Here is a 25,998-nt window from a genome sequence, read left to right on the forward strand (position 1 = left end):
CGTGACCGATACACAGGTTACATTCCCCGCATCGGGGCGCACACTGACCCGGTGATCAGGCGATCCACGGCGCGGCTGCGTCATTCTGTCCGGAACCTGCGGCCGTAAAGTCGCGTTCGTCGATCTCTGCGAAAGGCAAACATCATGGCGACATACGGCAACCTTCCGGCACCCAGTCCCGAACAGGGGATGAACCGCTATCTGCAAGAGATCCGCAAGTTTCCGCTTCTGGAACCGGAAGAGGAATACATGCTGGCCAAGGCATGGGCGGACCATGAAGACAGTGAGGCGGCCCACCGCATGGTGACCAGTCACCTGCGTCTGGCGGCCAAGATCGCCATGGGCTATCGCGGTTACGGTCTGCCGCAGGCCGAAGTGATCAGCGAAGCCAACGTCGGCCTGATGCAGGCGGTCAAGCGCTTCGACCCGGAACGCGGGTTCCGTCTGGCGACATATGCCATGTGGTGGATCCGTGCCTCGATCCAGGAATACATCCTGCGGTCGTGGTCTTTGGTCAAGATGGGCACGACCAGCGCGCAGAAAAAGCTGTTCTTCAACCTTCGCAAAGCCAAATCCAAGATCGGCGCGCTGGAAGAAGGCGATCTGCGGCCCGAAAACGTCGCGCAGATCGCGACCGAACTGAACGTGACCGAAAAAGAGGTCGTTGACATGAATCGCCGCCTGTCGGGCAGCGATGCGTCGCTGAACGCTCAGGTCGGATCGGGTGACGGTGAATCTTCGGCGCAATGGCAGGACTGGCTGGAAGACACCGACGCCAATCAAGCCGAAGCCTATGCCGAGACCGAGGAACTGGACACGCGTCGTCAGATGCTAATGTCGGCGATGGACGTGCTGAACGACCGCGAACGCGATATCCTTATGGAGCGTCGCTTGCGTGATGATCCGATGACGCTGGAGGATTTGTCCGGGCGTTACGACGTGTCACGTGAACGCATCCGCCAGATCGAGGTGCGTGCCTTTGAAAAGCTGCAGGACCGGATGCGCGTTCTGGCCCGCGAAAAAGGCATGAAGATCAGCGAAGACGCCGAATAATCACGCGGCGCCGCATTGACGCGATGCGGCGCTGCTTTATGGTCGGGCAAGCCATTGCCACGACTTCGAAAGCGTCCCCCAGCCATGACAGCGTTGACCGAATTTCGACGTCTCGAGGCGCAGGGATCCTGGAAGGAATCCCCGACGGCGGAACCACGCGAAGTCGTCGTTTCTATCGGAGAGGCGACCCTGACGCTGATGGACCCGCGCAGCGACCGCCCGCTGTCGCATTGGTCCCTGCCCGCCGTCGTGCGTCTGAATCCGGGCAAATTGCCTGCGCGATACACCCCGACATCCGACACTCCCGATGAAACCGTCGAGATCGACGACCAGCTGATGGTCGACGGCATCGAACGCGTGCAGACCGCCATCGCCCGTCATCGGGTCAAACCAGGGCGGTTGCGTGGCGTACTGACCGGCTTGGTGCTGCTGGGATTGGCCGGAGCCTTCGTGATGTGGCTGCCGGATGCCTTGGTCCGTCACGCTGCCAAGATCGCGCCGCCCGCGCAGCTGCGCACCATCGGCAAAGCCGTACTGGCTGATCTGGAACAAGGCACCGGTCCCATCTGCCACCGCAATTCGGGCCAGCAGGTCTTGAACTGGATCACGCCACGCCTGTTGGATCGCAAGGCCTTGGTACAGGTCGTGCCCGGCCCGCTGAATGGCGCGCTGCGCTTGCCGGGCGACATGTATCTGCTGGGCAGCGACCTGCTGGTGTCGACAACCGGGCCAGAGGCCGCCGCGGGGCATCTGATTGCTGCAGAAATCGCACAGGACGAACATCAGGTCACGCTCCAGGCGCTTGAATACGCAGGGGCGATCGCATCGTTGCGACTGATGACGCTTGGGACGCTGCCGCGCAATGCGCTGGTCGGTTACGGCGAACAACTGCTGGACCAGCCACTGATCCGCCCCGATGTCACAGCCCTGCCTGCAGCCTTCAAGGAACACGACCTGTTAACCGAGCCTTATGCCCGTTCGATCGATCCGACGGGGGCATCCGTCCTGCCGCTGATCGACAACGATCCGATGCGCGGGGCAACTGGCGTGCGGCCTTTGCTGACCGATGAGCAATGGCTGGCCCTGCAGCAGATCTGCGCGGGCTGACCCCTGACGACGAAACCCGTCAGACGAATTGTTCGCGCAGCAGGCGTTCGTCCAACCCGTGACCGTTGTCGAACATCAGCCGGTGACGGATATCGGATGCGCTGCGAATCTCGACCCGGGTGACATGGCGGAAGGACCGGCTGTCGGCATCGGCCATGACGGGGCGGCGTTCGGGATTCATCACCTCGATCACCACTTCGGCTGATTTGGGCAACAGCGCGCCGCGCCAGCGACGGGGCCGGAAGGGGGCGATGGCGGTCAGGGCCAGAACCTCGGACCCGATGGGCAGGATGGGGCCGTGGGCGGAGTAGTTATAGGCGGTCGACCCGGCGGGCGTGCTGACCAAGGCGCCGTCGCAGACCAGTTCCTCCATCCGCATGCGGCCATCGACATGGATGCGCAGCTTGGCGGCCTGCGGGCCTTCGCGCAGCAAGCTGACCTCATTGATGGCCAGCGCCTCGTGGCAGGTGCCATTGGCGCAGGTGGCGCGCATCCGCAGCGGGTTGATGACGGCCTCTTCGGCCGCAGACAGGCGTTCGGGCAGATCTTCGGCGGCATAGCTGTTCATCAGGAAACCGACCGTGCCGCGATTCATGCCATAGACCGGCATGTCGCGCCCCTGCATCGCATGCAGCGTCTGCAGCATGAAGCCGTCACCGCCCAATGCCACCACGACCTGCGCCTGATCCAGCGGCGTATCGCCGTACCGAGCGGTCAGTTCGGCATGTGCCGCGCGGGCCGGTTCGGCCTGGCTGGCGGTAAAGTGAATGCGTGCCGTCATAAGGCGGTCGTTCCCCCGTGTCAGGCGCGCAGCATTGACCGCAGCCGCGCGGATGACAAGCCCCGCCCGAAAGCGCCCCCGAATGGCCCTGCGTCGCAAGGACCCGGTTGCGGGTCGTTTTGTCACTTTCCGCAACCATATTGTTACGTTAGAAGGCCTCATCCTCTGCCGCCTCAGCCATAAAAGGACGCGAGACCGATGAACGCCCCCACCCGCGACAACGGCTTTTTCACCGAAACCTTGGCCAGCCGTGACCCCGACATCGCCAAGGCCATCACCCAGGAACTGGGTCGCCAGCGCGACGAGATCGAGCTGATCGCCTCGGAGAACATCGTCAGCCAGGCCGTCCTCGAGGCGCAGGGTTCCGTCCTGACCAACAAATACGCCGAAGGCTATCCGGGCAAACGCTATTACGGCGGCTGCCAATATGTGGATATCGCCGAAAACCTGGCGATCGAACGCGCCAAGGCGCTGTTCGGCTGCGAATATGCAAACGTCCAGCCCAATTCCGGCAGCCAGATGAACCAGGCCGTCTTCCTGGCGCTGCTGCAGCCGGGCGATACCTTCATGGGTCTGGACCTGAATTCGGGCGGTCACCTGACCCATGGTTCGCCGGTCAACATGTCGGGCAAATGGTTCAACGTCGTCAGCTATGGCGTGCGTCAGCAGGACCAGATGCTGGACATGGACGCGATCGCCGAAAGCGCCCGCCAGCACAAGCCCAAGCTGATCATCGCCGGCGGCACCGCCTATAGCCGCACCTGGGATTGGGCGGCCTTCCGCAAGATCGCGGATGAAGTCGGCGCCTATCTGATGGTGGACATGGCCCATATCGCGGGTCTGGTCGCGGGTGGTCAGCACCCCTCGCCCATCGGTCATGCGCATGTCGTCACCTCGACCACGCATAAATCTCTGCGCGGTCCGCGCGGTGGTCTGATCCTGACCAACGACGCCGACATCGCCAAGAAGGTCAACAGCGCCGTCTTCCCCGGTCTTCAGGGTGGCCCGCTGATGCATGTCATCGCCGCCAAGGCGGTCGCCTTCGGCGAGGCACTGCGCCCCGAGTTCAAGACCTATGCAGCCCAGGTCGTGAAGAACGCGCAGGCCATGGCGGATGAGCTGATGAAGGGTGGCATCGACATCGTGTCGGGCGGCACCGACAACCACCTGTGTCTGGCCGACCTGCGTCCCAAGGGCGTGACCGGCAAGGCAACCGAAGCGGCCTTGGGCCGCGCGCATATCACCTGCAACAAGAACGGCGTGCCGTTCGATCCGGAAAAGCCTTTCGTCACGTCGGGCATCCGTCTGGGTGCGCCCGCAGGCACCACGCGCGGCTTTGCCGAGGCCGAGTTCCGCCAGATTGCCCGCTGGATCGTCGAGGTCGTCGACGGCCTTGCCGCCAATGGCGAGGAAGGCAATGCCGAGGTCGAGGCCAAGATCCGGGACGAAGTGTCCCAACTGTGCGGCCGCTTCCCGCTCTACGCCGGTATGTGATCGGCCAAGGCCACCAACATTCGGGAACCCCCGTCGCGCATGTCGCGGCGGGGGTTTTTCTTTGCGTTCAGGTCATCCAGGCAGGTTTGCGTTTGTCGAAAAACGCGGCAATGCCTTCGGGGGCCTCGGACCCTTCCCAGACAGCGACCAGCCGGTCGATGCTGTCGTTAATGACCGCATCGTCGATGCGCATCCCAAGCGCGCGACATTGTGCCTTGGCCGCCGCCACCGCGCCGGGGGCCGCTTGCAGATAAGGGGCGATCTCGGCCTCGATCGCGGCATCCAGATCGTCGGCGGGCACGCAGCGGGCGGCAAGGTTCAGATCGACAGCCTCGGGCGCGCCGAACAGCCGGGCTGAAAAAAACACCCGCCGGGCGCGGTCCTCGCCCATGCGGGCCAGCACATAGGGACCGATGGTGGCGGGGATCAGGCCCAGCTTGACCTCGGTCAGGCCAAAGCGCGCGGTATCGGCGGCAATCGCCACATCCGCCACCGCCATCATGCCAACGCCGCCACCAAAGGCATTGCCATGCACCCGTGCGATCAACGGTTTGGGCAGCAGGTTCAGCGATTGCAGCATCGTGGCCAGCACCCGCGCGCCCGCCCGACGCGTTTCGGCATCCGCCGTCATCTGCGCCTTCATCCAAGCCAGATCGCCGCCGGCGCAGAAACTGGCGCCCTCGGCCGCCAGCACCACGACACGCACGGCCGGATCGGCACCAAGTGTCGTGCAGGCCTCGATGATCTCATCCATCATCTGGTGCGACAGGGCGTTGTGCTTGTCCGGACGCGTCAGCCACAGGGTGGCGACGCCGCGGGCGTCGGTCTCGATGCGGATCGTCTCAGGCATGGGTCCCCTCCCGCAGGGTGCGTGCGAATGTAGCGGCGCGTTCGACGGCCTGCATGTCCAGCCCGTGGTCGAACCCGCAATCCGTCAGGAAGCCCGCCAGCGTTTCGGTTGCCACATTGCCCGCAGCCCCGGGGGCGTAGGGGCAACCGCCAAGCCCACCCACCGCGGCATCAAAGACCCGAAGACCCCGCGCCAGACTGGCATCGACATTTTCAAGCGCCCGTCCGCCGGTGTCGTGATAATGGCCCGCCAGCCGGTCGGCGGGCATTTCATCCAGAACCGCGCCCAGCATGGCGTCGATGGTCTCGGGCCGTCCTTGACCGATCGTGTCGCCAAGGCTGATTTCATAGCAGCCCATGTCGCGCAGGGCGGCCACGACGCGGGCGACATTGTCGGGCGGCGTCGCGCCGTCGAAGGGACAATCGGTGACCATGCTGACATAACCCCGCACCGGCAGACCGTCAGCGCGTGCCTCGGCGGCCACGGGGCGGAAGCGTTCAAGGCTTTCTTCGACCGAGACGTTCAGATTGGCGCGGCTGAAGCCTTCGGAGGCACTGGCAAAGATTGCCACTTCGGACACGCGGGCGGCATGTGCCGCCTGATAGCCCTTGATGTTCGGGGTCAGCGCCGCATAGCGCACACCGGCCTTGCGCGCGATCCCGGCCATGACCTGCGCCGCATCGCCCATCTGCGGGACCCATTTGGGGCTGACGAAGCTTGTCGCCTCGATCCGCCGGAACCCTGCCTGCGACAGCAGATCGATCAGCGCGATCTTGTCGGCGGTGGGGATCATCCGCTTTTCGTTCTGCAGCCCGTCGCGGGGACCCATTTCAAAGATCTCGACCTGCGGCATCATTCCGGCACCTCGTCCAGCCGGATCAGGGCCGCGCCCGCCTCGACCTGATCGCCCTCGGCGGCCATAACCTCGGCCACGATGCCGTCGCGGGCGGCCAGCAGGCTGTGTTCCATCTTCATCGCCTCGAGGACACATAGGCGGTCACCGGTGCGGACCTGCTGGCCTTGGGCGACATGCACCGCCTTGACCAGTCCCGGCATGGGCGAACGCGTCAGCCCGTCGCCGCCATCATCCGCAGCCTTGCGTGCCAGCGGGTCCAGCGCCGTCAGATGCACCGTGCCCGCGCCAAAGACGCTGACCCCTGCATCATGGAGGACCACGCGATGGCGGCACAAGTTACCATCCACCCACCAGCGGTCGCCCTGCCAGCGCACATCCAGATCGGTGCCATCGACGCCGACCACCGCATGGCCCGGCCCCATGACCTTCAGAACCGCCTGCCCGCCGTCCCACGCGATGGTGCGACGCAGGGGCTGCCACAGCGTCATGCCGCCAAGGGTTTCAGGTTCCGACAGTCCCGCCAGACCGATCACCCCAAGCGCGACGGCTGCCTGATCAGGCGTTGCGGTGGCGGTCAGGGCCGCAAGGTCACGTTCGATCAGACCGGTATCGACAAGGCCCGCACCAAAGCCATCATGCCGCGTCAGCGCGATCAGGAAATCGAGGTTCGTGACAGATCCCGCGACATCGGTATCCACCAGCGCCCGTTCTAGCGACCGCAGCGCGACGGCGCGGGTCGTCCCCCAGGTCACGACCTTGGCGATCATCGGGTCATACCAGGGCGAGATCACATCCCCCTGCCGCACCCCGGTTTCGATCCGCGCGCCATCGGGAAAGCCCAGATGCGCCAGACGACCCGTGGCGGGCAGGAAGCCCGCAGGCACATCCTCGGCATAGAGGCGCGCCTCGAAGGCATGGCCGGTGATGGTCAGGTCCTGCTGCCGGGCGGGCAGGTCTTCACCGCTGGCGACGCGCAGCTGCCATTCGACCAGATCGATGCCGGTGATCGCCTCGGTCACGGGGTGTTCGACCTGCAGGCGGGTGTTCATCTCCATGAACCAGAAGCGGTCGGGGCGCAGGCCGTCGCTGCCGTTGACGATGAATTCGATGGTGCCAGCGCCGGAATATCCGATCGCCTCGGCGGCGCGGACGGCGGCATCGCCCATGGCCTGACGCATCTCGGCGGTCATGCCGGGGGCGGGCGCTTCCTCGATCACCTTCTGGTGGCGGCGTTGCAGCGAACAGTCGCGTTCGAACAGATGGACCGCGCGGGTGCCGTCGCCGAAGACCTGAACCTCGATATGGCGTGGTTGCAGGACGTATTTCTCGATCAGCACGTCGGGATTGCCGAAGGCCGTCTGCGCCTCGGATCGGGCGGACTCCAACGCGTCGGCGAAGTTGGCGGGGTCATCGACACGGCGCATGCCCTTGCCGCCTCCGCCTGCGACGGCCTTGATCAGCACAGGATAGCAGATGTCGCCAGCCATGGCCGCCAGATGCCCCGCGTCCTGATTGTCACCGTGATAGCCGGGCACGACCGGCACGCCCGCCTTTTCCATCAACGCCTTGGCCGCATCCTTCAGGCCCATCGCGCGGATCGCATCGCCCGACGGCCCGATGAAGACCAGCCCCGCCGCCTGCACCTGATCCACGAAGCCGGGGTTTTCAGACAAGAAGCCATAGCCCGGATGGATCGCCTTGGCCCCCGTCTCCAGCGCCGCCGCGATGATGGCATCGCCGCGAAGATAGCTGTCGGCGGGCGCGGGCCCGCCCAGATGCACGGCCTGATCGGCCATCTGCACATGGCGGGCCGTGCGGTCGGCGTCGGAATAGACCGCCACCGTAGCCACCCCCATGCGACGGCAGGTGTCGATCACGCGGCAGGCGATCTCTCCGCGGTTGGCGATCAGGATCTTGTCGAACATCGGCGACCTTTCGTGTCAAAGCTTGGCAGTCGGCATCACATGCGGAAAAGACCGAAGCGCGTCGGTTCAATCGGGGCGTTCAAGCTGGCGCGCAGCGACAGGGCCAGCACCTGCCGCGATTTGCGCGGATCGATGATCCCGTCATCCCACAGCCGCGCCGAAGCATAGAGCGGGTGGGACTGGCGGTCGAACATCTCGACCGTGGGGCGTTTGAAGGCGGCTTCCTCCTCGGGGGACCAGGTGCCGCCCTTGCGTTCGATGCCGTCGCGGCGGACGGTGGCCAGAACGCCAGCGGCCTGTTCGCCGCCCATGACGCTGATGCGGCTGTTGGGCCAAGACCACAGGAAGCGCGGCGAATAGGCGCGGCCCGACATGCCATAGTTGCCCGCGCCGAAGCTGCCGCCGACCAGCATGGTGATCTTGGGGACATTCGTCGTGGCGACGGCGGTGACCATCTTGGCACCGTGGCGGGCGATGCCTTCGTTTTCATATTTGCGGCCGACCATGAAGCCGGTGATGTTCTGCAGGAAGACCAGCGGGATGTTGCGCTGGCTGCAGAGTTCGATGAAATGCGCGCCCTTTTGGGCGGCTTCGCTGAAGAGGACGCCGTTGTTGGCGACGATGCCGACGGGGCAGCCCTCGACATGGGCAAAGCCCGTGACCAGCGTTTCGCCAAAGCGTGCCTTGAATTCGTCGAAGCGGCTGCCGTCGACGATGCGGGCGATCACCTCGCGGATGTCATAGGGGGTGCGCAGATCTGCGGGGACGACGCCGAACAATTCGTCGGGGTCGTATGCGGGGGCTTCGGGGCTTTGCCACAAGACCGTCTCGGGGCGGCGGCGGTTCAGGTTGGCGATGGCGCGGCGGGCCTGCGCCAAGGCGTGGGCGTCATCCTCGGCCAGGTAGTCGGCGACACCGGACAGGCGGGTGTGGACATCGCCGCCGCCCAGATCCTCGGCGGTGACGACCTCGCCGGTGGCCGCCTTGACCAGGGGGGGGCCTGCCAGAAAGATGGTGCCCTGATCGCGCACGATGATGGTGACATCCGACATGGCGGGCACATAGGCGCCACCCGCCGTGCAGGACCCCATGACGACCGCGATCTGGGGAATGCCCGCTGCGCTCATCCTGGCCTGGTTATAGAAGATGCGGCCAAAGTGGTCGCGGTCGGGAAAGACCTCATCCTGGTTGGGCAGGTTCGCGCCACCGCTGTCGACCAGATAGACGCAGGGCAGATGGCAATCCTGCGCGATCTCCTGCGCGCGAAGGTGCTTCTTGACCGTCATCGGGTAATAGGTGCCGCCCTTGACCGTCGCGTCATTGGCCACGACCATCACCTCCTGCCCGTGCACGCGTCCGATGCCCGCGATGACGCCCGCGCCGGGGGCCGCGCCGTCATACATGTCATGGGCTGCCGTCGCACCGATTTCCAGAAACGGACTGCCGGGGTCCAGCAGGTTCGCCACGCGTTCGCGCGGGGGCATCTTGCCGCGACCGACGTGGCGTTCCACCGCCGCCGCACCACCGCCCGCGGCGGCATGATCGGCAGCGGCGCGCACTGTGTCCAGCAGGTCCAGATGCGCCTGCCGGTTGGCGCGGAACTGGTCGGATGAGGGCAGGGCCTGACTGGACAGTTTCATACGGAGCTCTCTGACTGGGGGCATTCGGTTTCCGACAGCGCGCGCAGTTCGCGGCGCAGGACCTTGCCGGTGACGGTCATCGGCAGGCTGTCGAGAAACGCGATCTCGCGCGGATAGGAATGGGCGGCGGATTGGCGGCGGGCGTGGTCGCGCAACTCGTGCGCCATGTCGTCGTCGGGGGCGAAACCGGGGCGCAGCACGACATAGGCCTTGACGACCTGCGTGCGCAGCGGGTCGGGCTTGCCGATGACGCCCACTTGGGCCACGGCGGGATGGCGCAGCAGGCAATCCTCGATCTCGGAGGGGCCGATGCGGTAACCGGCGGATGTGATCACGTCGTCGTCGCGGCCGACAAAGCGGATGTGGCCGTCGCGGATGACACCCTTGTCGCCGGTCACCAGCCAGTCGCCGCGAAACTTTTCGGCGGTGGCATCGGGGCGGTTCCAATATTCCAGCATCATGCTGGCGGCCCCGCGGCGAATGGCAATGTCACCATCCTGACCGTCCGGCAGAGGGTTGCCGGCATCGTCGATCACCGCGACCTCGAACCCCGGCACCGCCTTGCCGATGGCGCCGGGCTGGGCCGCGAACATCTGCCCCGACCCCGAGGCGACCATGTTGCATTCGGTCTGGCCATAAAATTCGTTGATCTGCAGGCCGAAGGCACCCTGCCCCCAGTCCAGCATCGGCGCGCCAAGCGTCTCGCCGCCCGAGGCGACGCTGCGCAGGCCCGGAATGCCGATGTCGGCGGCCTTCAGCATCTTCAGCGCGGTCGGCGGGAAGAAGATGTTGCGGATCTTGCAGTCGGCAACCAGCTGCGCCACGGCGGCGGGGTCGAATTTCGGCATCCGCGCCGCGACGACCGGCACCCCAAGCGCCAGCGCGGGCATGGCTACGTCGAACAGCCCGCCGATCCAGGCCCAATCCGCGGGCGTCCAGATGACGTCACCCGGCTGGCCCAGCAGATCATGGCTGACCTCGACCCCCGGCAGGTGCCCGGTCAGCACGCGGTGGCCGTGCAGCGCACCCTTGGGCGCCCCCGTCGTCCCCGAGGTATAGATGATGACCGCCGGATCATCCGGCCCCGTCGCCCGCGTGTCGAAAGGCCCCGCGTCATCCAGACCCTCTTCGGGGACGATGACCCGCAGATGCGGGAAGTCGCGCAGCATGTCGCGGCCCTCCGCATCGGCGATGACGGTGCGGATGCCTGCATCGTCCAGACGCAGGGCCAGCGCCTCGGGGCCGAACAGCTTGAACAGCGGGACCGAGATCGCCGCCGATTTCCAGACCGCCAGATGCGCCGCCGCCGTCCACGACGATTGCGTCCGCAGCACGCCGACGCGTTCGCCGCGCGGCACCGCCAGCGCATGCGCCAGCCGGTCGGTCATTTCGTCCAGCTGCCCGAAGGTGACGGGGTGCGGGCTGCCGTCATGGTCGATAATCGCGACCGCTGCCGCATCATGGGCCAGGCATTGGTCGGCCATGTTCAGCCGCGCAGGCAGATCCCACCGAAAGTCCCGTCGCAAGGCGTCATGGTCGGTGTGGGTCAGCATGCGCATGGCTCAGCGCCCCTCATCCAGATAGGCGTTCAGCCAGATGTACTGCCGGGCGGTCTGGATCATCATGCAGCGCGTGCCCGCCGGACCCGCCCCCGTGCCGCCACCCCAACGGCTGCCTTCATAGGAACAGGCGGCGTCGCGGAAGGCGATCCAGTCGCGCTGCATCTGCTGCAGCAAGGGGGCCTGTTTCGGGGCGGCTGATCCAAGATCGGCCATCTCGTCGTCCATGGCCTTGGATTGCGCCATCAGCTTAGCATAGGCACCGTTCAGCAGCCCGTCCCAACGGTCCAGTTCCCGTGCGGTGCAGTAATTCATGCCGACGGTGCTGTAACCGCCATCAGTTTCGATACAGGCATCGGCGGCCTTGCCCGCACAGGACAGGGGAGCATCTGTCCTCTCGGTCAGACAGGCATCGACCAGCACCCCGTCGAAGGTGGGCTTGCCGTCCTGCGCCATTGCGGGTCCGGCCAAGGCCACCGCCAGAACCAGCGCGGCGCGCATCAGACCAGGCCCATCAGTTCGCGACCGATCAGCATGCGGCGGATCTCACTGGTGCCGGCGCCGATCTCCATCAGCTTGGCGTCGCGGAACAGACGACTGACGACGCTGTCGTTCAGGAAGCCCGCGCCACCCATGGCCTGAACCGCCTGATGCGCCTGCACCATCGCCTGTTCGCTGGCGTAAAGCACCGCGCCCGCCGCATCCTGCCGCGTGACGGTCCCCTTGTCGCAGGCCCGCGCGACCTCATAGACATAAGCGCGCGAGGTGTTCAGCGCGACATACATATCGGCGATCTTGCCCTGCATCAGCTGGAACGACCCGATGGCTTGGCCGAACTGTTTGCGTTCGGTCACATAGGGCATCACCTGATCCAGACAGGCCGCCATGATACCGGTGCCGATGCCCGACAGGACCACGCGTTCGTAATCCAGCCCCGACATCAGCACCCGAACGCCCCGGCCCTCCTCGCCCAGGACGTTCCCGAACGGGATCTCGACATTGTCGAAGATCAACTCGCCCGTGTTCGATCCACGCATCCCCAGCTTGTCGAAATGCGGGCTGGTAGTGAAACCCGCCATGCCGCGTTCGACGATGAATGCCGTGATGCCCTTGCTGCCCGCATCCGGGTCGGTCTTGGCATAGACGACCAGCGTATCGGCATCGGGCGCATTGGTGATCCAGTATTTGCTGCCGTTCAGCACATAGCGGTCGTTCTTCTTTTCCGCCCGCAGCTTCATGCCGACGACATCGCTGCCCGCGCCCTCCTCGGACATGGCAAGCGCGCCGACATGTTCGCCGCTGCACAGCTTGGGCAGGTATTTCGCGCGCTGTGCGTCGGTGCCGTTCAGCTTGATCTGGTTCACGCACAGATTCGAATGCGCGCCATAGGACAGGCTGACGGATGCGCTGGCGCGGGCAATTTCCTCGACCGCGATGACATGGGCCAGATAGCTCATGCCAGACCCGCCCCATTCTTCGGAAACGGTGACGCCCAGCAGGCCCAGATCGCCCATTTCGGTCCAAAGTTCGTTCGGGAAAGCATTGTCGCGATCGACCTGACCCGCGATGGGGGCGATGCGGTCCTGCGCCCAACGATGCACCATCTCGCGCAGCGCGTTCACATCCTCGCCCAGATCGAATTCCATGCCCTTGTTGAACATCGCGATCCCCCCTCCCCGGTTATTGAACGCTTGTTCATTTCCTTTACCGCAGCGCCCTGCCCTGCGTCAAGACAGCCTGCGCCCAAGCGCCCGCTTGCGTCAATCGGGGTCTTGCCCTGCGCGCCACGCCGCGTCACTAAACCGCCAGATCAACGCCCACGGGGTTGCCCATGCGTCTTTCCATCCTGCGTCACGCCCCTGCCCTGACCGAAGGTCGGCTGGCCGGTCGCCGCGACGTGCCCGCCGATTGCAGCGACTGCGATGCCTTGGCGCGCGTCAGGGCGCGGATCAGCGTGCCGGAGCAGATCATCTGCAGCCCGGCGCTGCGCTGTCGGCAGACGGCGACGGCCTTGGGGCTGGCATGGGACCGCACCGACCCGGCGCTGTGGGAACAAGACTTCGGCGCGTGGGAGGGTATGCCCTTCGACGCCCTACCCGACCTTGGCCCGCTTGATACCACGCAACTGGCCCGCCACCGCCCGCCGGATGGCGAAAGCTTCGCAGACCTTTGTGCACGCGTTACCCCGGCCCTGCGCGCGCTGCACCGTGATACATTGGTCGTGGCCCATGCAGGCACGGCGCGGGCTTCGCTGTCGATGGTCGCGGGGGATGGGGCGCTGTCCTTCGCCGTCGCGCCGCTTTCGCTGACCGTGCTGCATCGGCACGGCGATCAATGGTCGGTCGAGGCTACCAACCTTCCCATCTTCGAAAGCTGACCCCATGGCATCTGTCGCCCTGATCGCCTTGTTGCTGGATACGATGATCGGCTGGCCCGCCTGGCTGTTCCGGCGCATCGGTCACCCCGTCACATGGCTGGGCAGGCTGATCACAACGCTGGACCAGCGCATGAACCGCGGAGGCTGGCGGCGCGCCAAGGGGGGCATGGCAGTAGTGCTGGTGGTCACTGCGGCGGTGGTTCCGGCGTTGCTGATGCAGGCGGTGCTTGGGCCTTGGGCAGCGGTTCTGGCCTGGCCGCTGGTGGCGGCGCGGTCACTGGACGATCACCTGCGCGCGGTGGTCCGCCCTTTGCTGGCAGGCGACATTCCCGGTGCGCGGCAGGCGGTCGCCATGATCGTCGGCCGCGATGTCAGCCGCGCCGACGAGGCCGCCATCAGCCGCGCTGCCTTGGAAAGTCTGGCGGAAAATGCCAGCGACGGCGTGATTGCGCCGCTGTTCTGGGCGGCAGTGGCGGGTTTGCCGGGGATCGCCGCCTACAAGGCGATCAACACGCTGGATTCGATGATCGGCCACCGCACTCCGCGACACGAAGCGTTCGGAAATGTCGCGGCGCGGCTGGACGATGTCGCGAACCTGATCCCCGCGCGGCTGACCGCGATGCTGATCGCGGCGGCGGGTTGGTCCCGCGCCGCCATTGGCTGTGCGTGGCGGGATGCGCCGGGGCACCGTTCCCCCAACGCAGGCTGGCCCGAAGGTGCGATGGCCGGTGCGCTTGGCGTGCGGCTGTCCGGTCCGCGGGCCTATGGCGACCGCATCAGCCCCGAGCCTTGGCTGAACGGCCCTGCCCCCGACCCGACAGCGCATGACCTGCAGGCGGGCATCACGCTTTATCGTCGGGCGGTCGCGGTTGGCGGGGCTGTGCTGTTGCTGATGGTGGTGATCGGGGCCTAGATCTGCCGGACGTTGACGGTCTGGTTGCGCAATTCGGCCATGCTGGTCGTGGTCAGGAAGGCCGCATCGGCAGCGTCACGGCCCACCGCGACGATCGCCATGTTGTCGGCTTGCGCCATGCCTGTCGGATCGACCAGATGCCAGGCGCCGTCCAGATAGACCTCGACCACGGCATGGAAATCGGGCGGCGTCACCGAAGGGGCATAGACGCTGGCAAAGCGCGTCGGGATCTGCGACGCGCGGCACAGCGAGATCATCAGATGTGCATAGTCACGGCACACCCCCTGACGGTCCAGGAAGGTATCGGCCGACGTCGTGTCACCATTGCTGGCCCCTGCGACATAGCTAAGGTTTTCCTCGACCCAATCGCGCAGGGCGGCGACACGCGCACCGCCGGTCAGCCCGTCGAAATGCGTGTTGATGAAGTTCACGAAGCGATCCACCGGGCAATAGACCGAAGGCAGAAGATAGCGCAGCGCATCGCCGGGCATGTCCTCGACCTCGACCTGCGACAGGCTCGGTAGATCGGGACGCGGGCGGGTGACATCGACCTTGGCGGTGTATTTGCAGTACAAACGGTCGCTGGCCCGCACGATCAGCCGTTCGCCGATGCCTTCTTCGGCAGGGACGCGGGCGGTGCGTTCGGGATTGCCAAGGTCCATTTCGCTGTGAACGATGTCCTGACCCATGGCGCCCGCGGCCTCGATCACCAAAAGCGCCGTTCCGGGCGCTTGCAGGGCGTAATCAAGAAGGACATCGATCTGCATCCGCATGGGCGGGCTCCTGCTGAAAAAGGGAAGAAACGGGCGCTGGCAATAACGCCTGTGTCCGCGGTGTCAATCGTTCTGAACCGATAAGGTTCCCCGCAACGGGCCTCAGGAAAACCCCACCGAGGTCGCATCCAGCTGGATATCGACATCAAAGGACGCACCGCCCGCCGGGGATGCCCCGTATGTCAGCGCGCCGCCCATCTGCTGGGCATAGATCTGGCAGATCTGCATCCCCAGACCATCGACGCTGTCAACATCGAAATCGGCGGGCAGGCCCGGACCGTCATCCATCACCCGCAGCATCAGTCGGTCCCCCTGCGCCGAAACATCGACCCAGACCGTCGTGCGCCGATCCTTGCCACCATGCTTGATGGCGTTGCCGATCAGCTCGGCCAGCAATTGCCCGATGGCGGCGGCCTGCGACGGGTTCACCCGGACCGAGGCCTGCACGTGGTTCGTGAACTCGACATGCGCGTTCAGCGCCTGTCCCAGGTCCTGCGTCAGCGCGGAAACGTAATCGGTCAGCGTCACAAAGCCTGATTCCGGGTCCAGATGCAGCTGTTCATGGACACGCGACAGGGTGGTGATGCGGTTTGCAGCGTCCCCGATCAACGGGCCCGCATCGACATCGGCGTGGATCCGGGCCTGCATCCGCAGCAACGCGATCACCGCCGAAAAGCTGTTCTTCACGCGGTGGTCGATTTCCCCCAGCAGCACCTTCTGGCGGGCCAGTGCGGCATCCTTCAGCACGACCTCGGCTTTCAGCAGCATCGCCTGTTCGCGCAGCTGTTCGCGTGCGGTGACGATGTCGGTCACATCCCGCGAACAGGCCAGTATGCGCGTTACCTCGCCATTCGCCAAGCGCACCGGCGAAACGGTCACGTCCCACCAGCGCGGCGTGCCCTTGGCGGTTGGGCAGAAGGCCTCGAACCGGCGGGTGCGGCCGGCGCGGGCCTCGGCCATGGCATCGGCCAGCGCGTCATGGCTTTCCTGCGGCCACATCACCGGCCAGACGGCGCCTTGGACCTGCGCGAAATCATCGATTTCCATCGCGCACATGCCGTTGCTGTTCATGAAGCTGAGCCTGCCGTCCATCTCCAGCAGCTTGATGCAATCGGGCGAGCTGTCCAGAACCGACAGGGTAAAGCCCTGTTCGGCGCCATCCAGCAAATCCAATGCGGCAAGATTGTCGTCGGGGATGGACATGGCGTCGATATCACCTCACGTGATGGGGGTTGGGCGGCGTAGGGATCTTGCTTGGCACTGTCAAACCATGACCCGCGGTGTCAAGGCGAAACGGGTGCCTGACGGGTCGGCGCGCGGCGTCAGACGCCCAAGGGTTGCAACTGTGCAAGGTCCTTCGCCTGCCCCGACAGGCCGGGCGTCAAAGGCAGCAGATCGGCCTGCAGCGCGTGATAGATGTCGGGCTTGCCTTGGAACTGGGTCATCACCGGCTGGTTGTCCGGCCCCAGTTCGTGATGCCACCCGCCGTGGCGTGCATCGACCATGTGCTGCCCGGCAAACTGCCACAGCTTGCGATACCAGCCGTCGAATTCGGACGTCGGCTGCACCTTCAGCAGGGCGGCAAGCGCGCCGATCGCCTCGGTCACCGGCCACCAGTACCGCGCGGCATTGTCGACACCTCCGTCGCGGTTCAACGTATAGACCAGCCCGCCAAGGTCGTCGCTCCAGGCATCCGACAGTCCCCTGCGCACCAGCGCGGTAGCCTGCGCGACCGCGTCGCCCGTCGGACGGCCCGCAAGGTCCCACCACTGCAACAACAGGCGTGCCATCTCGAAGCTGTGGCCCGGGGTGGTGCCCGCAGGACGGAACATCGGGTTGCCGGAATAGGCATGGTCGGGTCGCCAATCCGCGTCGTAATGTTCGGGAATGCGCCAATCGTTGCCAGCCGCCTGCCCCGCGATGAAGAACCGCAGGATACCGCCTGCACGGGTCAGGTATTCGCCATCACCCGTGGCTTCATGGGCGGCCAGCAATGCCTCGACCCCGTGCATATTCGCGTTCATGCCGCGATAGGTCGAAAACGCCTGCCAATCGCAGGTGAATTCGTCACGGAACAGCCCCGCCTGTGCGTCCCAGAAATGGCGGTCCAGAACCAGCGTGATGTCGTCCAGCAGGCGATCGGCATCCGGATGCACCGCCATCTTGGCGCTGGAGGCCGCCAGCAGCACGAAGACATGTCCATAGGCCAGCTTGATCCCGTTGACCGGCCCATCACCAGTCACCGACCACAGATATCCGCCGTGATCGCGGTCGCGGTGGCCGTTCCACAGGAAATCCATGCCCTGATCGATGATCCCCGCCCGATCCGGTCGGCCCGCCATCTGCGCCAGCGCATAGGAATGCACCAGCCGCGTCGTGCTGTGCAATTCCTGCAGATCGGCGGGCAGAGGCTGCCCCGCAGGGTCCAATCCATGAAACCCGCCGCCTGCCCGCGGGCTGGCATCGAACAGGTTCAGGGCGCGTCGGGCATCTTCGGCCAGAAAAGCACGGTGATCGGGGTCGTCCAGCAAGGTCGCGGTCATGGTCGTTCCTTCAGCGTTTGCGCAGCGCATCGGCCAATGCCGATCCAAAGGCCCCCTGCGATTGCGCGGGGCCAGCCGAAGTCACCGGCTTTCCACGCGGCTTGTCGTTCTGGCGTTTGTCGTTCTGGCGTTTGTCGGGCTGGCGTTTTTCGGGGGCGGGCTGACCGGCGTTATCCTTGCGCATGGTCAGACCGATACGCTTGCGGGGAACGTCCACCTCGGTCACGCGGACGCGGACGACATCGCCTGCCTTGACGACCTCATGCGGGTCCTTGACGAAGCGGTCGGCCAGTTGGCTGACATGGACCAAGCCGTCCTGATGCACGCCGATATCGACAAAGGCACCGAATGCCGCGACGTTGGTCACCGTCCCCTCCAGCGACATGCCGGGACGCAGATCCTTGATGTCCTCGATGCCATCGGCAAAGCTGGCGGTGACGAAACCGGGTCGTGGGTCGCGTCCGGGCTTTTCCAGTTCCGACAGAATGTCACGCACGGTCGGCAGGCCGAAATCATCGGTCACGAACTCTTGCGCGCGGACCGATTTCAGCGTCGCGCTGTCACCCATCAGGGCGCGCAGGTCGCGTCCGCAGGCGGCCACGATCTTGCGGGCGACGCCATAAGCCTCGGGGTGGACGGCGGAGGCGTCCAGCGGTTCGCTTCCCTGCACACGCAGGAAGCCCGCGCTTTGCTGGAAAGCCTTGGGACCAAGCCCTGCGACCTTTTTCAGCGCGGCGCGTGAAGGGAAGGCCCCCGTCGCATCGCGATGCGCCACGATGGCCTGCGCCAATGACGGCCCCAGCCCCGCGACATGCGCCAGCAGCGGGGCAGACGCCGTGTTCAGATCGACACCGACGGCGTTCACGGCGTCCTCGACCACAGCTTCGAGGCTTTTTGCCAGTTGCCGCTGATCCACATCGTGCTGGTATTGACCCACGCCGATGGATTGTGCGGGGACCTTGACCAATTCGGCCAGCGGGTCCTGCAAACGCCGCGCGATGGACACCGCACCACGGATCGACACGTCCAGATCGGGAAATTCCTTCGCCGCCAGTTCCGAGGCCGAATAGACCGAGGCACCGGCTTCGGACACGATCACCTTGGTCGGCGCTTTGTTGCCCTTCGGCAGGCGCTTGATGACATCCGCCACCAGACGTTCGCTTTCGCGGCTGGCCGTGCCATTGCCGATGGCGATCAGATCGATGCCATGTTTCGCAATCAGCGACATCAGGGTCGCCTCGGCCCCGCGCAGGTCGTTCTTAGGCTGGAAGGGATAGATGGTGGCCGTATCGACCAGCTTGCCGGTCGCGTCGATTACCGCGATCTTGCAGCCGGTGCGGATGCCCGGATCGATGCCAAGTGTGGTCCGCGCCCCCGCAGGTGCCGCCAGCAGCAGATCACGCAGGTTGCGGGCAAAGACGCGGATTGCCTCGTCATGGGCGCGTTTGCGCAGATCGGTCAGCAGGTCGATATACATGGTGTTCGACAGGCGCACCCGCCAGGCCCAGCCCGCCACGCCACGCAGCCAATCGGCCCCCGGCCCCGCCGCCAGCGGTCCCAGCCCCCGCGCGACGATGCCTTCGGCCCGTGCAACGCCGGTTTCGGGTTCGGGCGAGATGTCGATGGTGACGATGTCTTCCTTGGCGGCGCGCAGGATCGCCAGCGCGCGGTGGCCCGGAATATCGGCCCATTTTTCACGATGGTCGAAATAGTCGCTGAACTTGGCGCCGGCTTCTTCTTTGCCCTTGGCGACGCGGGCGGCGATGAAGGCATCGCGCTGCATAAAATCGCGCAGGCTACCCAGAACCTGCGCGTTTTCGGCCAGTTCCTCGACCAGAATATCGCGCGCACCGTCCAACGCGTCTTTCGGCGTCGCGACCTCATCGGTGACGAAACCGGGGGCCAGCTTGGCAGGGTCGCGGGCGGGGTCGGCCATGATCTGGCGCAGCAGCGGCTCCAGCCCCTTTTCGCGGGCGATCATCGCCTTGGTGCGGCGCTTGGGTTTGAAGGGCAGATAGATGTCCTCCAACGCCGATTTGGTGTCGGCCTGCGTAATGGCGCGCGCCAGATCATCGGTCAGCTTGCCCTGATCACGGATCGACCCAAGGATGGATGCTCGCCGCGCCTCCATCTCGCGCAGATAGGACAGGCGTTCGGACAGGGTGCGCAGCTGGGTGTCGTCCAGACCGCCCGTCACCTCTTTGCGGTAACGCGCGACGAAGGGAACCGTCGCGCCCCCGTCCAGCAGTTCGGCGGCGGCCACCACCTGCTTGGGGTCGGCGGCAATTTCGGTGGCGATCTGGCGGGCAATGCGAAGCGCGGTGTCCATGGCGGAACCTTTCGTCGTGTTCTTTGACCGCCGTTCTAGCCCTTTGCCTCGTCCCCGCCAAGCGGCGCATCCACCTGCAGTTCCGGCAGGCGCAAAACCTCGGCGGCGGTGGCCTTGCCCTTGGCGCTGTCGCGGACGACCTGACGCAAGGCGGCGGACCGTTTCAGCAGACGCCGGAAGCCGGTTTCATCTAGCGCCAGCAGGCTGGTCGGTGTGATGGCGCGAACCTCGGCGCGGCGAATGCGGCTGGTCAGCACGCCCATCTGGCCGAACATGTCGCCGCGACCCAAACGCGTCGTCTGCCCCGCCACCAGCTGTTCGACAGCACCCGAGGCCACGAAATAGACCGTCCGCGCGGGCGTATCCTTGCGCGTGATCACATGGCCCGCGTTGATGTAACGGGTGCGGACTTCCTTGCTGAGCCGTTTCAATTCAGCATCGTCCAGATCGGCGAACAGCGGGAACTGGCGGACCAATTCGTTCTTGCGCAGGGCAAGGTCCAGCTTGGGCCGCGTTTCAGAGCGGTTCCTGCGCTGATCCAGATCATTCATCAGCTGCGTGTGCACTTCGGCCCCGATCAGGCCGTCGTCGCGCATGGTATGATATTCGCGCTCCTCCAACCGCAGGGCGGTGCGGCGGATGAAGCGACGCTCCAACTCCTCGGCATAGCCGGGGTATTGCAGGCGCAGGCCTTCCAGCGCAGTCTCGACGGCCTCGATCCGGCGGTTCAGCAATTCGTGCAACAGTTCAGCCACGCGGCGGCCATGGATGCGGCGGATGCGACGGTCAATAAAGCCGTGAAGGTCTTTCAGGATCAACCGCTTGGCCAGCAACATCTCGAAGCGGTCTGCGGTCATGCCGGCCAAGGGTCCGGGGACGCCAAAGCGGTTGCGCAGGATGGCGGCCATGCGGAAGGTCGGGCCGTATCCAAGGCTGCTGCGAGAGGCACGCTGATAGCCGGTCCGCCCGCTGCTACGCGCCCCTTCGATCAGGCGGTTGACGTCGAACAGCGCCTGTTCCGACAGCCGCGCCGAAATGGCACGTTCGCGGAAGCGCTGCAGGATGACCTCCCTTTCGTGGCCGGCAAGCGCGATCAGGCCAAGAGTGATGCGGTCGCGGTCAAGGATCTCGGCGGTATCCTCGGCCTCGGCGCGTTCGACGGCGGCGTCCAGTCGGGCGGCGAAACGCTTGGCCTCGGAGCGGACGGTGTCGCGGGTCAGATCATAGTTCTCGGTTGCCTGCGCCACGCCTTCGCGCACCGACTGCAGGGCGACGGCCACGACCTGATTGGACAGCGCCCGGTCCAGCGGCGACAGCTTGTCCAGACCCAGCAGGCTGATAACCCCACGCAGCGTCGTCCCCTGCACAATCAGCGTGAAGAGGGTAAAGCCCGTGGCCAGAATGCCGACCAGACGCTTGGTTTCGACCGGCACGCGCAGGCTTTCGGTGACCGCCAGCGCCAGCGCCAGCGTGACCGCCCCGCGCAGGCCGCCCCACATGATGGCGATGCGGTAAGGCCGCTGGATCTTGGGCGACAAGCCAAGCGCGGTCAGCAGCGGCAGCACCCCGAACAGGATGATCGCGCGGGCCAGAAAGGCCGCCAGAATAACCACCAGAACCAGCGCCAGATCGGTCAGGCGCACATCCCCCAGCAGACGCGGGATCAGCAGGGCGGCAAGAATAAAGATCATTGCGCCGGCCCAATGCGCCAATAGGCCCCAGACCTCCCGCAGGTTGACCCAGAAGGCGGGGGCCAGACGGCCCGGCCCCATGAAGTTCAGCGTCAGGCCCGCGGCCACGACGCCGATGACGCCGGACGCGCCCAGCAGCTGTTCCGCGCCGATATAGGCCAGATAGGGCACCGCGACCGAGACGGAAATCTGCGCCGTCTCGAACCGCGAAAACAGACCCATCAGCATCAACGCAACCCGCGCTGACAGCCAACCCGACAGGATGCCGCCAAGGATCAGGCCGGGGAACTTGCCGAAAGCCTCGGCTAGGCTGGGGTTCGGGACGCCCAGCATGACATAGCTCATGAACAGGCCGAACAGCGCAATGGCGGCGGCGTCGTTCAGCAGGCTTTCGCCTTCGATGATGCGGGCAAGACGCTTGGGGGCCGACAGCGACCGGAAGATGCTGACCACCGCCGAAGGGTCCGTGGTCGACACGATCGAGCCAAGCAGCAGACAGACCATCAACGGCAGCCCGCTGATCCACGACAGCGTATAGCCGATGGTCAGCGTCGCCACGACCACCGCCACCACGGCCAGCGTCAGGATCGGCACCCAATCATCCAGCATGCGCCTGATGTTCATCTCCAGCGTGGCCTGGAAGATCAACGTCGGCAGGAAGACATAAAGGAAGACGCTGGACCGAATCGGAAGCGCCAGAATGCCCTGCGCCAGCGGGTTGAAGGCATTCGTCAGCTCGGTGTTCAGCAGGAAGATCGCGCCACCCCCGATCAGCGTTCCGACCGCCGCCAACATCACGCTGAAAGGTAACGACAGCCGCGCCGCCAATGGCTCGGCCACGGCGATCAGCAGGAACAGGAAGGCGGTGAATGAAGTCAGAAGCACGATATCCATACCCTTGGAATAGTGCCAGATGTCGTCGTTGGAAAGCCCGCCGCACGCCATATCTGGCATGCACACTGTCCTGTGACGTCGAATTCAGCGATCGCCGGGGACGGTGCTTGAATTGCCTTGGCGCAGCACACACCTGTCGTTGCCACGGGTCAGAAGACCCGAACGATCAACAAGACCCATGGAAAGGAGGACGCCATGTCCTCGATGTTCGAACCCCTGACGCTTGGTGCGGTGACGCTGAAGAACCGGCTGGTGATGGCCCCCCTGACGCGCAGCCGCTCGGGCGAGCAGCGCATTCCCAACGCGATGATGGCGGAATATTACGCGCAACGTTCGGGTGCTGGGATGATCCTGTCCGAAGCGACCAGCGTCATGGCCATGGGTGTCGGCTATGAGGCCACCCCCGGCATCTGGAACCAGGCGCAAGTCGAAGGCTGGTCCAAGGTGACCAAGGCCGTCCATGAACGCGACGGGCTGATCTTCCTGCAGCTGTGGCATGTGGGTCGCATTTCGCACCCCGATCTGCTGGGCGGCGAAACCCCGGTCGCGCCATCCGCGATCCAGCCCGAAGGTCACGTGAGCCTGCTGCGGCCCAAGCGGCCCTATGTCACCCCCCGCGCGCTGGACATCGATGAGATCCCCGCCATCGTCGAGGCCTATCGCCAAGGTGCCGAAAACGCCCGCCGCGCCGGTTTCGACGGGGTCGAGATCCACGCCGCGAACGGCTATCTGATCGACCAGTTCCTGCAGGACAGCAGCAACACCCGCGACGACGCCTATGGCGGCTCGATCGAAAACCGCACGCGTCTGCTGGATGAAATTACCGATGCGGTGATCAGCGTCTGGGGTGCGGACCGGGTCGGCGTCCATCTGGCACCGCGCGGCGACGGACACAGCATGGGCGACAGCGACCCCAAGGCGCTGTTCACCCATGTCGCGCGTCAGCTGGGTCGCAAGGGCGTGGCCTTCATCTGTCTGCGCGAACATCTGGCCGACGACAGCCTGATGGGTGATATCCGCACCGCCTTCAACGGTCCGGTCATCGCCAACGAGGGTCTGACCAAAGAGGTCGCCGAAAAGTTGCTGGCCGAGGACAAGGCCGATGCCGTGGCCTTCGGTCGCGATTTTATCGCCACGCCCGACTTGCCTGAACGGTTCCGCCGGAACATCCCGTTGAACGACCATGACAATTCCACCTTCTATGCGGGCGGGGCCGAGGGCTATACCGATTATCCCATCCGTACGGGCGTTGCCGCGGAATAAGACGCATCAAATGCTGAACAAAGGAAAGGCCGGGCAATCGCCCGGCCTTTTCGGTTCCAAAGGATCGGCAGTGATCACATACGGTCGCGGCTGCTGTCGTTGACGCGGCCACCACTGGGGAAGGAGGACACCGACACCGTGTCATTGGCCATCAGGTTGCGGTCGTCCAGTTCACGTGCGTTGAACAGGTCACCGGCACGGCGATCGACCTGAGACATCTGCACCTGGCGGAAGTTGTTCATTTCGGGCTTTTCCTTCATGTCCATCGACCCTGCGGCGGCGGGGATGGTGGCAAGGGCGGTCATGGCGGCTGCGATCATGGCAAAACGGGTCATATCAAGTCTCCTGATTGGGGTTAAATTCATCGTCTGGTAATTGCAGTTACGTGGCCCGCGCCCTGTTTGTTGCAGGCATCACGTCAGCGTGATGCATTTTCCTTGCCCGCCATGAAAAAAGGCGGCCCCGGGGGACCGCCTTTTCTGTTCTGCAGACCGCGTGGGATCAGCAGCTGTAATACATCTGGTATTCGACCGGATGCGGGGTGTGTTCGTAGGCGTAAACCTCTTCCCACTTGAGGGCCATGTAGCCTTCCAGCTGATCGCGGGTGAAGACGTCACCGGCCAGCAGGAAGTCCATATCCTTGTCCAGCTCCTCCAGCGCTTCGCGTAGCGAACCGCAGACGGTCGGGATTTCGGCCAGCTCTTCCGGCGGCAGATCGTAGAGATCCTTGTCGGAAGCAGCGCCCGGATCGATCTTGTTCTTGATGCCGTCAAGGCCGGCCATCAGCAGTGCTGCGAAGCACAGATAGGGGTTCGCGGCCGGATCGGGGAAACGAGCCTCGACGCGCTTTGCTTTCGGCGATTCCGTCCACGGAATACGAACGCAGCCCGAGCGGTTGCGTGCCGAATACGCGCGCAGAACCGGGGCTTCGAAGCCGGGGATCAGGCGCTTGTAGCTGTTGGTCGAGGGGTTCGTCAGGGCGTTCAGCGCCTTGGCATGCTTCAGGATACCACCGATGAACCACAGGGCTTCCTGGCTTAGGTCAGCATATTTGTCGCCTGCGAACAGCGGCTTGCCGTCTTTCCAGATCGACATGTTCACATGCATCCCCGACCCGTTGTCGCCCTTCATGGGCTTGGGCATGAACGTGGCCGACTTGCCATAGGCATGGGCGACGTTGTGGATGATGTATTTGTACTTCTGGATGTTGTCGGCCTGTTCGGTCAGCTGACCGAAGATCAAGCCCAGCTCGTGCTGCGCGCTGGCAACCTCGTGGTGGTGCTTGTCGACCTTCATGCCCATGCGCTTCATCGTCGTCAGCATTTCGCTGCGGATGTCCTGCGAGGCGTCGGTCGGGTTGACCGGGAAATAGCCGCCCTTATGGCCGGCGCGGTGACCCGTGTTGCCCATTTCATATTCGGTGTCGGTGTTCCATGCGGCGTCGGAAGCGTCGATCTGGAACGCGACCTTCTGCGGCGTCACGGAATAACGCACGTCGTCGAACAGGAAGAATTCGGCTTCCGGCCCGAAGTAGGCGGTGTCACCGATGCCCGAGGACTTCAGATAGGCCTCGGCCTTTTCCGCGGTTCCGCGCGGGTCGCGGCTGTAGGGTTCGCCGGTGTCGGGTTCGACCACGTTGCAATGCACGCAGAGCGTCTTTTCGGCATAGAACGGATCGATATAGACCGAAGCCGGGTCCAGGATCAGCTTCATGTCGGACTGATCGATCGACTTCCAGCCCGCGATCGAGCTGCCGTCGAACATGAAGCCTTCCTCGAAGAAGTCTTCATCAACCAGATCGCGATCCAGCGTCACGTGCTGAAGCTTGCCCTTGGGATCGGTGAAACGAACGTCGACATAGGCGACATCTTCGTCTTCGATCAGCTTCAAGACATCCTTGATTTTCATCTCTTCCCTTTCTTCGTGGTAACGGCCCGGCGGCATTGAGGC

Annotated in this window: 21 protein-coding genes; 6 read left to right on the plus strand and 15 right to left on the minus strand. The window is 64.8% G+C overall.

Features of this window, described 5'->3' with window-relative positions:
- Positions 1-144: 144 nt before the first annotated feature.
- A complete protein-coding gene (gene rpoH / locus SJY40_RS06425; protein WP_378943981.1) occupies positions 145-1,053 on the plus strand; it encodes an RNA polymerase sigma factor RpoH in 909 nt (302 codons plus the stop codon).
- Between the two features lie 84 nt (positions 1,054-1,137).
- The gene (locus SJY40_RS06430) at positions 1,138-2,160 is read left to right on the plus strand and encodes a hypothetical protein (RefSeq protein ID WP_378943984.1); all 1,023 of its coding nucleotides are present in this window, start codon (positions 1,138-1,140) and stop codon (positions 2,158-2,160) included.
- A gap of 19 nt (positions 2,161-2,179) precedes the next feature.
- Here SJY40_RS06430 and SJY40_RS06435 read toward each other — a convergent pair whose 3' ends face one another.
- Positions 2,180-2,941: an NAD kinase gene (locus SJY40_RS06435; protein WP_378943986.1), complete on the minus strand. Its 762-nt coding sequence runs from the start codon at positions 2,939-2,941 to the stop codon at positions 2,180-2,182.
- 198 nt (positions 2,942-3,139) lie between these two features.
- Here SJY40_RS06435 and glyA point away from each other — a divergent pair, with 198 nt between their 5' ends.
- Positions 3,140-4,435 carry a serine hydroxymethyltransferase gene (gene glyA, locus SJY40_RS06440; protein ID WP_378943989.1) on the plus strand — a complete coding sequence of 432 codons (1,296 nt, stop codon included), beginning with the start codon at positions 3,140-3,142 and terminating at the stop codon, positions 4,433-4,435.
- 67 nt (positions 4,436-4,502) lie between these two features.
- On the opposite strand, the gene SJY40_RS06445 is transcribed toward glyA, so the two are convergent.
- From SJY40_RS06445 to SJY40_RS06475, 7 genes are read right to left on the minus strand one after another with little or no spacing between them, the layout of a single operon-like run.
- On the minus strand, positions 4,503-5,285 hold the full coding sequence (locus SJY40_RS06445) for a crotonase/enoyl-CoA hydratase family protein (protein ID WP_378943991.1): 783 nt from the start codon (positions 5,283-5,285) through the stop codon (positions 4,503-4,505).
- Positions 5,278-6,141 carry a hydroxymethylglutaryl-CoA lyase gene (locus SJY40_RS06450; RefSeq protein WP_378943994.1) on the minus strand — a complete coding sequence of 288 codons (864 nt, stop codon included), beginning with the start codon at positions 6,139-6,141 and terminating at the stop codon, positions 5,278-5,280. Before SJY40_RS06450 ends, SJY40_RS06445 begins: the two co-directional genes overlap by 8 nt.
- A complete protein-coding gene (locus tag SJY40_RS06455) occupies positions 6,138-8,066 on the minus strand; it encodes a biotin carboxylase N-terminal domain-containing protein (RefSeq protein ID WP_378943997.1) in 1,929 nt (642 codons plus the stop codon). Before SJY40_RS06455 ends, SJY40_RS06450 begins: the two co-directional genes overlap by 4 nt.
- Before the next feature lie 35 nt (positions 8,067-8,101).
- Complete coding sequence (locus SJY40_RS06460) at positions 8,102-9,706, minus strand: carboxyl transferase domain-containing protein (RefSeq protein ID WP_378943999.1); 1,605 nt, start codon at positions 9,704-9,706, stop codon at positions 8,102-8,104.
- Positions 9,703-11,259 carry an AMP-binding protein gene (locus SJY40_RS06465; RefSeq protein ID WP_378944002.1) on the minus strand — a complete coding sequence of 519 codons (1,557 nt, stop codon included), beginning with the start codon at positions 11,257-11,259 and terminating at the stop codon, positions 9,703-9,705. The genes SJY40_RS06460 and SJY40_RS06465 overlap by 4 nt, the downstream gene beginning before the upstream one ends.
- Before the next feature lie 9 nt (positions 11,260-11,268).
- Positions 11,269-11,766: a lysozyme inhibitor LprI family protein gene (locus tag SJY40_RS06470; RefSeq protein WP_378944004.1), complete on the minus strand. Its 498-nt coding sequence runs from the start codon at positions 11,764-11,766 to the stop codon at positions 11,269-11,271.
- Positions 11,766-12,926, minus strand: coding sequence for an isovaleryl-CoA dehydrogenase (locus SJY40_RS06475; protein ID WP_378944007.1), 1,161 nt, complete (start codon positions 12,924-12,926; stop codon positions 11,766-11,768). The genes SJY40_RS06470 and SJY40_RS06475 overlap by 1 nt, the downstream gene beginning before the upstream one ends.
- A gap of 170 nt (positions 12,927-13,096) precedes the next feature.
- Here SJY40_RS06475 and SJY40_RS06480 point away from each other — a divergent pair, with 170 nt between their 5' ends.
- Entirely contained in the window at positions 13,097-13,642 is a 546-nt protein-coding gene (locus tag SJY40_RS06480; RefSeq protein WP_378944010.1) for a histidine phosphatase family protein, read from the plus strand.
- A 4-nt stretch (positions 13,643-13,646) separates the two neighbouring features.
- The gene (cbiB, locus tag SJY40_RS06485; protein ID WP_378944013.1) at positions 13,647-14,555 is read left to right on the plus strand and encodes an adenosylcobinamide-phosphate synthase CbiB; all 909 of its coding nucleotides are present in this window, start codon (positions 13,647-13,649) and stop codon (positions 14,553-14,555) included.
- Here cbiB and SJY40_RS06490 read toward each other — a convergent pair.
- The 5 genes from SJY40_RS06490 to SJY40_RS06510 form a co-directional block, all read right to left on the minus strand.
- On the minus strand, positions 14,552-15,328 hold the full coding sequence (locus tag SJY40_RS06490) for a transglutaminase family protein (protein ID WP_378944016.1): 777 nt from the start codon (positions 15,326-15,328) through the stop codon (positions 14,552-14,554). The two genes, cbiB and SJY40_RS06490, sit on opposite strands and share 4 nt — an antisense overlap.
- Before the next feature lie 102 nt (positions 15,329-15,430).
- Positions 15,431-16,531, minus strand: a complete 1,101-nt coding sequence (locus SJY40_RS06495; RefSeq protein ID WP_378944019.1) for a sensor histidine kinase — start codon at positions 16,529-16,531, stop codon at positions 15,431-15,433.
- Between the two features lie 119 nt (positions 16,532-16,650).
- On the minus strand, positions 16,651-17,871 hold the full coding sequence (locus SJY40_RS06500; protein WP_378944022.1) for an AGE family epimerase/isomerase: 1,221 nt from the start codon (positions 17,869-17,871) through the stop codon (positions 16,651-16,653).
- 10 nt (positions 17,872-17,881) lie between these two features.
- Positions 17,882-20,200 (minus strand): Tex family protein, encoded by a 2,319-nt coding sequence (locus SJY40_RS06505; RefSeq protein WP_378944025.1) that lies wholly within the window; start codon positions 20,198-20,200, stop codon positions 17,882-17,884.
- A gap of 35 nt (positions 20,201-20,235) precedes the next feature.
- Positions 20,236-22,785 (minus strand): cation:proton antiporter, encoded by a 2,550-nt coding sequence (locus SJY40_RS06510; RefSeq protein ID WP_378948300.1) that lies wholly within the window; start codon positions 22,783-22,785, stop codon positions 20,236-20,238.
- Positions 22,786-22,980: 195 nt separating this feature from the next.
- On the opposite strand from SJY40_RS06510, the gene SJY40_RS06515 reads away from it, so the two are divergent.
- A complete protein-coding gene (locus SJY40_RS06515) occupies positions 22,981-24,048 on the plus strand; it encodes an alkene reductase (protein ID WP_378944028.1) in 1,068 nt (355 codons plus the stop codon).
- Positions 24,049-24,122: 74 nt separating this feature from the next.
- Here SJY40_RS06515 and SJY40_RS06520 read toward each other — a convergent pair whose 3' ends face one another.
- Positions 24,123-24,383, minus strand: coding sequence for a hypothetical protein (locus SJY40_RS06520; protein ID WP_378944031.1), 261 nt, complete (start codon positions 24,381-24,383; stop codon positions 24,123-24,125).
- A gap of 166 nt (positions 24,384-24,549) precedes the next feature.
- A complete protein-coding gene (gene glnA, locus SJY40_RS06525; protein ID WP_378944034.1) occupies positions 24,550-25,956 on the minus strand; it encodes a type I glutamate--ammonia ligase in 1,407 nt (468 codons plus the stop codon).
- Positions 25,957-25,998: the final 42 nt, after the last annotated feature.

This window comes from Paracoccus sp. R86501 (assembly GCF_042466435.1).
GTDB lineage: Bacteria > Pseudomonadota > Alphaproteobacteria > Rhodobacterales > Rhodobacteraceae > Paracoccus.

Coding starts and splice junctions, on each gene's coding strand:
- SJY40_RS06515 (WP_378944028.1), top strand. CDS start 22,981: ATGTCCTCGATGTTCGAACCCCTGACGCTTGGTGCGGTGACGCTGAAG.
- SJY40_RS06500 (WP_378944022.1), bottom strand. CDS start 17,871: ATGACCGCGACCTTGCTGGACGACCCCGATCACCGTGCTTTTCTGGCC.
- SJY40_RS06460 (WP_378943999.1), bottom strand. CDS start 9,706: ATGAAACTGTCCAGTCAGGCCCTGCCCTCATCCGACCAGTTCCGCGCC.
- SJY40_RS06435 (WP_378943986.1), bottom strand. CDS start 2,941: ATGACGGCACGCATTCACTTTACCGCCAGCCAGGCCGAACCGGCCCGC.
- SJY40_RS06510 (WP_378948300.1), bottom strand. CDS start 22,785: ATGGATATCGTGCTTCTGACTTCATTCACCGCCTTCCTGTTCCTGCTG.
- SJY40_RS06520 (WP_378944031.1), bottom strand. CDS start 24,383: ATGACCCGTTTTGCCATGATCGCAGCCGCCATGACCGCCCTTGCCACC.
- cbiB (WP_378944013.1), top strand. CDS start 13,647: ATGGCATCTGTCGCCCTGATCGCCTTGTTGCTGGATACGATGATCGGC.
- SJY40_RS06505 (WP_378944025.1), bottom strand. CDS start 20,200: ATGGACACCGCGCTTCGCATTGCCCGCCAGATCGCCACCGAAATTGCC.
- SJY40_RS06455 (WP_378943997.1), bottom strand. CDS start 8,066: ATGTTCGACAAGATCCTGATCGCCAACCGCGGAGAGATCGCCTGCCGC.
- SJY40_RS06445 (WP_378943991.1), bottom strand. CDS start 5,285: ATGCCTGAGACGATCCGCATCGAGACCGACGCCCGCGGCGTCGCCACC.
- SJY40_RS06450 (WP_378943994.1), bottom strand. CDS start 6,141: ATGATGCCGCAGGTCGAGATCTTTGAAATGGGTCCCCGCGACGGGCTG.
- SJY40_RS06490 (WP_378944016.1), bottom strand. CDS start 15,328: ATGCGGATGCAGATCGATGTCCTTCTTGATTACGCCCTGCAAGCGCCC.
- SJY40_RS06495 (WP_378944019.1), bottom strand. CDS start 16,531: ATGTCCATCCCCGACGACAATCTTGCCGCATTGGATTTGCTGGATGGC.
- glyA (WP_378943989.1), top strand. CDS start 3,140: ATGAACGCCCCCACCCGCGACAACGGCTTTTTCACCGAAACCTTGGCC.
- SJY40_RS06475 (WP_378944007.1), bottom strand. CDS start 12,926: ATGTTCAACAAGGGCATGGAATTCGATCTGGGCGAGGATGTGAACGCG.
- SJY40_RS06480 (WP_378944010.1), top strand. CDS start 13,097: ATGCGTCTTTCCATCCTGCGTCACGCCCCTGCCCTGACCGAAGGTCGG.
- SJY40_RS06470 (WP_378944004.1), bottom strand. CDS start 11,766: ATGCGCGCCGCGCTGGTTCTGGCGGTGGCCTTGGCCGGACCCGCAATG.
- rpoH (WP_378943981.1), top strand. CDS start 145: ATGGCGACATACGGCAACCTTCCGGCACCCAGTCCCGAACAGGGGATG.
- glnA (WP_378944034.1), bottom strand. CDS start 25,956: ATGAAAATCAAGGATGTCTTGAAGCTGATCGAAGACGAAGATGTCGCC.
- SJY40_RS06430 (WP_378943984.1), top strand. CDS start 1,138: ATGACAGCGTTGACCGAATTTCGACGTCTCGAGGCGCAGGGATCCTGG.
- SJY40_RS06465 (WP_378944002.1), bottom strand. CDS start 11,259: ATGCTGACCCACACCGACCATGACGCCTTGCGACGGGACTTTCGGTGG.